We start from the raw sequence: 10,347 nt of genomic DNA on the forward strand, positions 1-10,347 counted from the left end.
ACCAATGAATGCCGACAAGATGCAGTCATCAGAAGCCTCAGATAATATTCTCATTCGTCCGGCGGGCGGTCCACCGGTCCGTGCTCTGGTTGACGAGTTCCACGACCTGATTGGAACCGACCCTGCATACAGGGGGATAAGGGCGCCGCGTCGGTCAAAAACTGCCGACGTGACAATCTCGCTTGCTGGCTGGGTATGTGCTTGGCTGCGCGGACGCGAGCGCTGGTCCGATCACCCGCATACGAGTTTGAGGCGATTTCCTGCTTCGTTGCTGATACATGCGGATTTTCCCGCCCTGCGCCTTGAGGCGATACGGCGGGCATTGGAACGCAGCGCACGACAGGAGGCTGAACTCAACCAGCGTCTCACGAGGATAGCCGCCGCGATGGCGGCACGCTGATGGGCGGCGCTGAGGACAGATTCGATATCGTTGTTGTCGGAGCCGGGCCGGTCGGCCTTTCCTTCGCCGCATCACTCGCTCAAAGCCAACTCAAGGTCGCAGTTGTCGAACAGAACTCAATCGATACTCTCGCCAATCCGCCTTTTGACGGTCGGGAAATCGCGCTGACCCACGCCTCGATCAGAATCCTTCGCGAGATCGGCGCCTGGGATGCCATCCCCGCTTCGGACAAATCACCGCTTCACGGCGCCCGCGTGCTCAACGGTTCGAGCCCTTTCGCTCTGCGTTTCGATCCTCCCAGCGGGTCTGGAGAACCCCTCGGAGTTTTGGTCCCAAATTGCCGAATTCGCGACGCGCTGTTCAAGACCATCCACTTGCAGAATCACGCGCGGCTGCTGTGCGGCCACTCGGTCGTAGATGCAACAACCAGCCAGACAGGAGCAGTCGTAACGCTGTCTGATGGCGTGCAGTTGAACGCTAGCCTTGTGGTTGCCGCCGATTCACGTCTGTCGGCCACTCGTGATCTGCTCGGCATAGGCGCCGATATCAATCGGCTTGGCTACTCCATGCTAATATGCCGGGTACGGCATGAGCGCGCCCACCACCAGGTGGCAATCGAATGGTTCGATCACCATCAGACGATAGCGATGTTGCCCCTGGCGGAGGGCGTGTCGTCGCTGCTGCTCACCCTGTGCTCAAACGAGGCCGATAGACTGCTTGCCTTCAGCGACCATTTGTTTCTGAGGGAATTGACGAACCGGTGTCGAGGGCGCCTTGGAAAAATGACCTTGGCAAGCAAGCGCCATGCCTATCCGCTGGTCACGACTTGGGCGCACAAATTCCAAGCTCCCAGCGCCGCACTCATCGGCGACGCTGCCATCGGCATGCACCCGGTAACTGCGCATGGTTTCAACATCGGTATCAGCAGCCAGAAGCAACTCGCCTATGGAATCCTAACAGCATGTCGCGACGGTCGCGAGATTGCCGATCCCGACATGCTGCACGGATACGAAAGGTGGCTTCGCCTGTCAGCGGCGCCGCTCTTCCATGGCACGAACATTGTCGTCGGACTCTACTCAAGCGAGCACCCGGCGGCACGGCTTGCAAGACATGTGGGGCTTCGGTTCGCCCAACATGTTCCCTTTATGCGGCATGGCATTTCGGCCATGCTTAGGCGATGAAACCGTACCAGCAGCTTTGGACCTTGCGCGATGAAAGAGGGCCTCATTCGCCGGAGTAATCGCTGCCCCTGCACGCAGAGGCGGCAGCTTCCCGCGGCAGGCCATAAATGTCGCCCCGAAGAGGTATTGTCTCAGCGCTTTATTTGGCTGATCAGCCCAGAGGCTGATGTCGCGCTGAATAGTTAACCCCTCCTTTAGTAGGCTTGCATAGACATGTGCTGCGTACAAGCAGGAGATGCAACCTGACCCGTCCGAACATGAAGAAAGAAGACGAGCTGGAGGCCAGAATCCTTCAGGATCAGCTTGCTGACCTAAGGGCAGGTCTCTTCGTATCAATGCCGATAAGCATTATCCTATCGGGCCTGATTTTGACCGTGCAGGCCCTTTCCGAGAACGGCTTTGCCGGCGTAGCCTGGTTTTTGGTTATCAATACGATAAATGCCACCCGCCTCGGACTCGCCCGTTATCAGCTAAACGAGACGGGGGATCAGGACGATTTAACAGGGATTTCGCAGCGGCTTCGCTGGTTTGGCATCCTTGCTCTTCTGGCAGGGTTTGCCTGGTCCTTTCTTGCCGTCCTTACTGTTGGCTACACAACACCGCAAGCACCGCTGCATCTGATTATTCTGGCCGGCATTTCAGCTGGTGCGGTTACATACGGCAGTTCATATGCCGCGGCAGCGACCAATTTCATAACACCGCCGCTTCTGATCGCGGTGGGTTGCTTGTCGGCGAAAGGCAACTTTGAAGATTACATTCTGGCTTTTGCCGTTCTGCTGTTCATCGGCGGCTTGGTTCGAGGCTCGTTTGTAGGGCAAGCCCGCTTCCGCGAAGCCAGCCGCCTGAGACATGAGGCGGAGCGGCTTGCGGCGGAAATGGAGCGCAATTCCAGGGAGGACCACCTGACGGCCCTTCTCAACAGACGGGGCCTCGAACACGCGATCAATCAACTCGAGAATACAGACGGCCCCTTCGTTGCAATGCTGATTGATCTGGACGGCTTCAAATCCGTCAACGATACCTACGGTCACAGGACCGGTGATGAACTGCTCGTCATGATCGCCCGCCGGATAGAGCAGGAAGCGCCGGCAGGTTCAACGCTCGCCCGTATCGGCGGCGATGAGTTCGTGCTGTTTTTTCCCTCACTCAGGAGTTCGCTTTCTCCCAGCAGCCTCGCATCCAATATCATAGCCAAAGTCGCCAGCCCCTATCGCGAGGTCGCGTCCGTCCGGATCGGTGCATCGATCGGAATATACTTGGCTGAAAGCCTGGGGCTGACGGAAATGTTGTTGCGGGCGGATATCGCCCTTTACACGGCCAAGCGTTGTGGCAGGAACGAATTTTGCCTGTTCGATGCCGAACTCGACAGGGAACTGCAACGCCGCCAGTCCATCGAACGCGATCTTCATTCGGCGATAAAGACGAGAAGCTTGGGTCCTTGGTTCCAATCCATCGTAAGACTCGACACCGAGGCCGTGGTCGGTTTTGAAGCCTTGCTAAGGTGGTCCCATCCGATCCATGGTTCCATCTCTCCACCCGAAATCATGACAGCCGCACGCGAAACCGGAATGCTTCAACTGCTAACTCAAACGGTATTCTCCGACTGCTGTGCTCTTATCGACGGCTTGGTGAAAGCTGACCGTCGAGATGTTCGTGTGGCAATGAATGTTTCACCGCGCGAATTGGAAGCCGGCGATATCGACGACATGGTTCTGAATGGTCTGACGGCAAAAGACCTCCCAGCAACGATGTTCGAAATCGAGATTACCGAAGAATCCCCAGTGGACCCGGACAGAGTAGATGAAAAGCTCGGACGGCTTTCACATGCCGGCATTTCCATCGCGCTTGATGACTTCGGCACCGGCTTTTCCACGTTGGCATCGCTCAAGGACAGTCGGATACGCAAGGTGAAAATAGACCAAGGCTTCATTCGCGGCCTAGCCAAGTCTCGGGAGGACCGGCTGCTTGTCAAAACGGTGATCGATCTTGGTCGGGCGCTCGGGATCGATGTCATGGCCGAGGGCGTCGAAACAGAGGCAGACCGGCAAATTCTGTACAAGCTCGGCTGCAGAACTGCTCAGGGCTTCCTATTCTCCAAGGCGGTGCCGCTAAGCCAGGCGCTTGAGGTGACACTAAAAGAGCACGCGAAGCAATGTTGATCGCCGCCGTCATCAGTCACTACATCGAGCAGAGCAGTCACTGCATCGAGCAGAGCGTCAAATGACCGATGGGCTGGGGCGAGGCGGGAATGGGAAACGCGTTGATCACTGGCGTGCCATACGCTGTTCGTGGCGCAGGTTAGGTTTTCCAGGGTGGCAAGTCGCCTCCAGTCCGCGATTCACTTCGGTTACGCCGATCACGATGTCCGGAAGCAAAGCGAAGGCTTAGAAGGGTAGTCCGCTTGCTCAGGTCAGACGAATCCCAGTTGTTGGGCGGTCTGGAACAAAGCGAGCAGCATGATCAGGCAGCCGACGAGCCGCAAAAGCGTCCGCTCGGCAATTGCCTTGAGCACCCATCCGGCAAGCGTAGCGGCGACTATGCCGCCCACGATCAGCCCCAGCACCGAGCTTGCATGGGTCGACAGCGCCCCCGCTTCCTGCCAGTGCCCACTGACGAGCGCGACGATGAAGGTGACGGACACCGCTAGCGTGATCAGGAACTCGGCCGCATTGACAGTGCCGATCACGTAGCGGGGTGGCGCGCCGGCGCCGAGCAATCCGGTCACGACCATCGGGCCCCATCCGCCGCCACCTGCAGCGTCGAGGAAGCCGCCGACAGTGCCCAGCGGCGCCACAAGACGGGTAGGAACCGGATTGCTGGGGATCTTGCGGAACGACCGGAGGAACAGCCAGAGCCCGATCACAGCGAGATAGGTCGTGACGTAGGGCTTCACAATGTCGCCGTCGAACGAGGTCAGCACGAAGGCGCCGAGGCAGCCGCCGAGAATGCCGAAAGGAGCAAGCCGCCAGAACAGCTTCCAGTCGATATTGCGGTGGTAGTGGTGCGCCGTGCCGGAAGCGGCAGTGGTGAACACTTCCGCCGCGTGTACCGCGGCGGAAGCCTGCGCCGGCGGAACACCGAAGGAGAGCAGCACGGTGGAGGAGATCGCGCCATAGGCCATGCCTAACGCGCCGTCAACCGCCTGGGCGAGGAAGCCGACAATGGCGAACAGAATGAAGTCAGTCATTGGTGTCCGCCGTGAACGTGCCGCCGTATCCGTATGTAGCCTTGTGGATGTGGCATCCGGCTTGGCTCCGCGTCAGAGAAAAGGGCGGCATCGCTGCCGCCCATCGAGATTGTTGAGGTGCGTGGACCTTAGAAATCCATACCGCCCATACCGCCCATGCCACCCATGCCGCCGCCGGGCATGCCGGCAGGCATGCCGCCGCCAGCCGACTCCTTCTTCGGAGCCTCCGCGATCATGGCTTCGGTGGTGACCAGCAGGCCGGCGACAGAGGCCGCATCCTGGAGAGCTGTGCGCACGACCTTGACCGGATCGACGATACCCATGGCGATCATGTCGCCATATTCGCCGGTCTGGGCATTGAAGCCGAAGGTCGGGCCCGTGTTCTCGAGGATCTTGCCGGCAACGATCGATGCTTCCGCACCGGCGTTGGCCGCGATCTGGCGAGCCGGAGCCTGCAGCGCACGACGCACGATGGCGATGCCGGCGGTCTGGTCGGAGTTGGCGCCGCTGACGGTGATGGCCAGCGAAGCGCGCAGAAGTGCGACGCCGCCGCCGGGTACGATGCCTTCTTCGACGGCCGCACGGGTCGCGTTGAGGGCGTCATCGACGCGGTCCTTCTTTTCCTTGACTTCGATCTCGGTCGCACCGCCGACGCGGATGACGGCAACGCCGCCCGCCAGCTTGGCGAGACGTTCCTGCAGCTTCTCCTTGTCGTAGTCCGAGGTGGTCTCCTCGATCTGCTGCTTGATCTGGGCGACGCGGCCCTGGATCTCGGCCTTCTTGCCGGCACCATCGACGATGGTGGTGTTCTCCTTGGAGATAGACACCTTCTTGGCGCGGCCGAGCATGTTGAGGCCGACATTCTCGAGCTTGATGCCGAGGTCTTCGGAAATGACCTGGCCACCGGTGAGGATAGCGATGTCTTCCAGCATGGCCTTGCGGCGATCACCGAAGCCCGGCGCCTTGACGGCGGCGATCTTCAGGCCGCCGCGCAGCTTGTTGACGACGAGCGTGGCCAGAGCCTCGCCTTCGACGTCTTCCGAGATGATGACCAGCGGCTTCGAGGTCTGCACGACAGCCTCGAGGATCGGCAGCATGGCCTGCAGGTTGGAGAGCTTCTTCTCATGGAGAAGGATGTAGGCGTCTTCCAGATCCGCAACCATCTTGTCGGCGTTGGTGACGAAGTAGGGCGAGAGATAGCCGCGGTCGAACTGCATGCCTTCGACGACTTCGAGTTCGGTCTCGGCGGTCTTGGCTTCCTCGACGGTGATGACGCCCTCATTGCCGACCTTCTGCATCGCTTCGGCGATCATCGAGCCGACCGAAGCATCGCCATTGCCGGCGATGGTGCCGACCTGGGCAACCTCTTCCGAGGTCTTGATCGACTGCGCGAACGGTCGCGGTCGTGGTGCCGTCGCCGGCGATGTCATTGGTCTTCGAAGCAACTTCGCGGACCATCTGCGCGCCCATGTTCTCGAACTTGTCCTCAAGCTCGATTTCCTTGGCGACGGTGACGCCGTCCTTGGTGATGCGCGGTGCGCCGAACGACTTGTCGAGGACGACGTTGCGGCCCTTGGGGCCGAGCGTGACCTTCACAGCGTCGGCGAGGATGTTGACGCCGCGCAACATGCGCTCACGGGCATCGCGAGAAAATTTTACGTCTTTGGCAGCCATTTTTAGCTCCTGGCAGGGGCTTGAATTGAGCCCTGGGGTTTAAGTGACGGTGAGGCCAATATTCAGCCGATGATGCCCATGACGTCGGATTCCTTCATGATCAGAAGGTCTTCGCCATTGAGCTTGACTTCGGTGCCCGACCACTTGCCGAACAGGATGCGATCGCCGGCCTTGACGTCCAGCGGGACGAGCTTGCCGGCTTCGTCGCGGGCGCCGGAACCAACGGCGATGATCTCGCCTTCCTGTGGCTTTTCCTTCGCCGTATCGGGGATGATGATGCCGCCGGAGGTCTTGGATTCGGATTCGACCCGACGAACGACCACGCGGTCATGCAGCGGCCGGAAATTCGACTTTGCCATTTTGGATATCCCTGGTGCGGAGGTTGAAAGGTTCTCCGTTGCCGGAGCTTGGTTAGCACTCGCCACTGGGGAGTGCTAACGTGGCGGTGAGATAGGCCGTAGGTTCGTACTAGTCAAGACGGACGAGGGGCGGCCGAAGAGCAAAGGATTTGGAATCGGCGCGGGAGCCTCGCCCCCGTTACGGTGCATCCAACTGCCTAAGCGAGCGTTTCGGCCGTAAGCTCTGGGCCAACTTTCGTCTCTGTTTGGAATGTGAAATTATGTGAAATTAGTGGCCGAGCAGTCGGCCGGAATCGATGGCCAGCCAAACAGTCTTGAGCTTTTTGCAATTCATCATAACCTAAGTGGCATCGCCAAAAGGAGCGCTTATCGCAATCGATGGTCTGCAAATGCCTGCCGAAGCGCCTGGCAATCCTAAAGCAAGGCACTCGCAATTTGCTTGTTCGGTAGGTTCCGATCAGCAGGTCGAGCGGAATGCTCGTTTTGAGGACGATGTTTGGGATTTCGTGATCGAGGTGGATTGTTTCCGTGGTGAGGTTTGCCGCTTCAGAGAGCCTGAGTCCCGTGTCGGCGATTAGATAGACAAGATGGCGCGCCTCCTCGTTGAACCCGTCCAGTGCGCCTTCCGCGAGAATCTCTCCCTGCACGAATTCCGCCGTGAACGCAGCGCGTTGAGCCGCAACGGCACCGGAAAGCCATGACGATCATGCCGGGTACTGGCGTGTGCTGCGATGTTGTAGGTGGTCACGCGGGCCTTGACGTCATTGCGATCGGAAGACCGAGATTTTCCATCGGCGTCACAGTTTGCGTTACGGTTGTGGCCTCGGAGTTCACAAGACCAATCGAGCACTGAGACGTTGGCCAAGATTTAAGAGCTTCGTTCGGCCCTTTCCATTGCTCTGCGGCATCTCCGGAGGGAACTGACAGGTTCGCCGCGATAATCTGCGGCTCGCACCCTCAGCGCCCTCACGCCGGTTTGCCACCGTCGTGGGCCCCACGCCGATTTGACCATAAACCGAGATGAAACGAACTGTGCACGAGGAAGGGAAAGAACGCCGATTTCCTGCGTTAATAGCAGGATTTTGACCGTAAAGCGCTCCAATGAGTTGATATTGTCAAAATAGGGCTTCGATAGAGGTCACAGGGAACACCCATCCGAGTGAGGAGCATCTCAATGTCGCAGGAACTCGACTATCTCAGCCGCCGTTTAGCTGCGGGTCGGCTGAGCCGACGTGAGTTTCTCGGACATGCGACGGCGCTCGGCGTTTCAGCGACGTTCGCCAATTCGATCCTCGCCAGCGCTGCGCGCGCATCTATGCGTACTGTTCCAGTTAAGCGCGTTTACGAGAAACCTGTACTGACCCCGCTGGGCCACATGGCGCAGGTCACTCAGAAATCAGGGGCTGAGGGGCCGGTCCGCGGCGCTGTCATCGGCCTTAGTGGTGCTGGGGCAGCCGACAGTCTCGATCCGGCGACGTCCTCGACGGTTATATCAAGGTCGTGGATATGATCAGGCGCTTACCCACCTGAAGGTCATTCTGCGACACCGCGCCATTTGACAACAACGATCTGAGGATGGCGCTAAAGCTTGCCATCGACCGCGAGGAGATACTCAACAAGATCCTGCGTGGGTACGGTACGCTCGGCAACGACTTCCCGGTCAATGCCGGTCGCCCGACTCAGGATCAGACGTACTCGACTACCTATCTATCCACGATGCCCTGGAACGACACGCACTTCTTCAATGAAAGTTCGATAAACTTCTCATTGAGGCGCGACGCGCTCCCAGTTCGGCCGTTCCGGGCGACAATTCCGTTGCTCCAAAGCGGACGTCCGTTGATCGGCGCGAACTCCCCCGTCTTCAGTGAAATCCACCTGCATCAGATTTTTGCATCTTGTCAGAGTACTAGTTGGTGTACTTTTTCGCCCGATGCAAAAATCGTGAGTTTTGCAACAGTAGACTCTCAATAACGCCGACCAAGCGATATAGCACTTGACGAGTTGAGCTCCCAAGCGGGAGCTTGTTAGAGAAAGACATTGGGGGACGTTCACATGGCTAGATGCACAGCGCCAAGAGAGGGCCACCGCTCAGCGAGCGCTGCGGCGAACTGCCCTGCGTGCCGTCACCGCTACGGGCGCTACGGTGGATATAGCAGCGGGTCGTACTCGTCCCCGGCCCTGTCCTACTATTCCTCGTCGGGGGGCAGCGGGGGCGGCCGGAGCAGCGGCGGCGGATCCGGCCGCATAAAAGCAAGTTGGTCGAAAGCTGGCTCGTCCGTGTTGTACACGCCTACAGAAGTGCGGGCACTCACGCCTATCCGCCACACTGTCGAGAGTCGAGCGGAACTACCTGACCTTCGAGATGTCTTCCTATGTCACGCGTGGGACGACCGGCAGGGGGCTGCCAAGGAGCTGCACGATCTGCTCGACTCACTCGGTGTCTCGGTCTGGTTCAGCGAAAAGGACGTTGCCCTCGGCACGCCGTTGCTTCGCGAAATCGACAAGGGACTGGCGAAGTCGCGAGTCGGGATCGTGCTGGTTACTCCCGCGCTGCTGCGCCGCCTCCCAGCAGAGGGCATCGCCGACAAGGAGCTTTCGGCACTCCTAGCGCGTGAACAGCTCGTTCCCATCGTCCACAACACGACGTACGAAGCTCTCCGCAACGTCAGCCCCCTGCTGGGCTCGCGAAGCGGCCTGAGCACCGCAGAAGAGCCGATGGCAGACGTGGCGGCCAAGCTCGCCGAGCTGGTCGCACTCTAGCTTTATTGCCGGAGCGGCTGGCCCTACGTTACACAAGCGGTTCAGGCACTGACGCGCCGGCACTCACCAGGCAGCCGCACCCGTGCATCTAAACCTGTCGGCAGCGAGCGGCGATTGCCGATATCTCCGGCGTTCAGCAGGTTCGTCAAAAGGTGAGGAGGCGCGAATTCGCCGCAGCATTGTGGGGCAGGGAAGGGCGCATGTCTTGCCCCCAACAACGCCGTCGCAGGACAACTGGCTATGCTTTCTACCGCCCGTCGGCTCTCTACCACCCGTCGCATGGCCGACAGAGCCGGCGGCAGGGAAACTCGTAAGCCATCTATGAATTTAGATCGACGCGTCGAGCAATTGGTCCAGCATGCGCGTGGGGTGTCGAGCGGGATTGTTGTGACCGCCAGCTGGGGGCCGTTATGTGTGGGGTGAATTGAGTGACCACTTGTGATCTTTCATACAGCCGCTCGTCTACTCGACCTAGGGCTGTCGAGCATGAGCAAAGCCCGTCCTTGCCTCATGGTCGGAGAACTCCAGCTTTGCCTCGCCGAATGGCAGCTCGTAAATAATGCAGCCAAAAGTGTGCATACCGCGGCGTCGACCACATTGTTTCAGTGTTTTCAACAGCGTAGGAATCTGACGGTATTATTGACGGTATGCGAAATCAGATGATATAATTTCATTACGAAAATCAATAAGATGATGTTCTAATTGATGATTGAGTGGGAATGATTCAGGCCTACTCAAACGCCGCCGAAAATAGGCCAATATGCGTAACCGGGGCAAAACCGGTGG

The 10,347-nt window shown here is 59.0% G+C and carries 8 protein-coding genes and 2 pseudogenes; 6 read left to right on the top strand and 4 right to left on the bottom strand.

Annotation, left to right across the window (positions count from 1 at the left end; genetic code table 11):
- The first annotated feature begins 4 nt into the window (after nt 1-4).
- The 3 genes from NMG80_RS07090 to NMG80_RS07100 all read left to right on the top strand — a co-directional run bounded on the left by NMG80_RS07090 (nt 5) and on the right by NMG80_RS07100 (nt 3,740).
- A complete protein-coding gene (locus NMG80_RS07090) occupies nt 5-400 on the top strand; it encodes a globin domain-containing protein (protein ID WP_254017450.1) in 396 nt (131 codons plus the stop codon).
- On the top strand, nt 400-1,581 hold the full coding sequence (gene ubiM / locus NMG80_RS07095) for a 5-demethoxyubiquinol-8 5-hydroxylase UbiM (RefSeq protein ID WP_254017451.1): 1,182 nt from the start codon (nt 400-402) through the stop codon (nt 1,579-1,581). The genes NMG80_RS07090 and ubiM overlap by 1 nt, the downstream gene beginning before the upstream one ends.
- A gap of 257 nt (nt 1,582-1,838) precedes the next feature.
- Nucleotides 1,839-3,740, top strand: a complete 1,902-nt coding sequence (locus NMG80_RS07100) for a putative bifunctional diguanylate cyclase/phosphodiesterase (RefSeq protein WP_254017452.1) — start codon at nt 1,839-1,841, stop codon at nt 3,738-3,740.
- Nucleotides 3,741-3,991: 251 nt separating this feature from the next.
- Here the strand turns inward: NMG80_RS07100 and NMG80_RS07105 are convergent, their stop codons facing one another.
- From NMG80_RS07105 to NMG80_RS07120, 4 genes and pseudogenes are all read right to left on the bottom strand, one after another.
- Nucleotides 3,992-4,768, bottom strand: coding sequence for a sulfite exporter TauE/SafE family protein (locus NMG80_RS07105; RefSeq protein ID WP_254017453.1), 777 nt, complete (start codon nt 4,766-4,768; stop codon nt 3,992-3,994).
- A gap of 128 nt (nt 4,769-4,896) precedes the next feature.
- Nucleotides 4,897-6,442, bottom strand: a pseudogene (groL, locus tag NMG80_RS07110) (chaperonin GroEL).
- Nucleotides 6,443-6,504: 62 nt separating this feature from the next.
- Nucleotides 6,505-6,801, bottom strand: a complete 297-nt coding sequence (gene groES, locus NMG80_RS07115; RefSeq protein ID WP_254017454.1) for a co-chaperone GroES — start codon at nt 6,799-6,801, stop codon at nt 6,505-6,507.
- A gap of 197 nt (nt 6,802-6,998) precedes the next feature.
- Entirely contained in the window at nt 6,999-7,448 is a 450-nt protein-coding gene (locus NMG80_RS07120; protein WP_254017455.1) for a site-specific integrase, read from the bottom strand.
- A gap of 527 nt (nt 7,449-7,975) precedes the next feature.
- Here NMG80_RS07120 and NMG80_RS37770 point away from each other — a divergent pair.
- From NMG80_RS37770 to NMG80_RS07135, 3 genes and pseudogenes are all read left to right on the top strand, one after another.
- Nucleotides 7,976-8,311 (top strand): twin-arginine translocation signal domain-containing protein, encoded by a 336-nt coding sequence (locus tag NMG80_RS37770; RefSeq protein WP_254017456.1) that lies wholly within the window; start codon nt 7,976-7,978, stop codon nt 8,309-8,311.
- 29 nt (nt 8,312-8,340) lie between these two features.
- Nucleotides 8,341-8,579, top strand: a pseudogene (locus NMG80_RS07130) (ABC transporter substrate-binding protein); the annotation flags it as partial.
- Between the two features lie 274 nt (nt 8,580-8,853).
- Nucleotides 8,854-9,561, top strand: a complete 708-nt coding sequence (locus tag NMG80_RS07135) for a toll/interleukin-1 receptor domain-containing protein (protein WP_254017457.1) — start codon at nt 8,854-8,856, stop codon at nt 9,559-9,561.
- The last annotated feature ends 786 nt before the right edge of the window (nt 9,562-10,347 follow it).

Origin of the sequence: Mesorhizobium escarrei (assembly GCF_935825525.1) — a bacterium.
Taxonomy (GTDB): Bacteria; Pseudomonadota; Alphaproteobacteria; order Rhizobiales; family Rhizobiaceae; genus Mesorhizobium; species Mesorhizobium escarrei.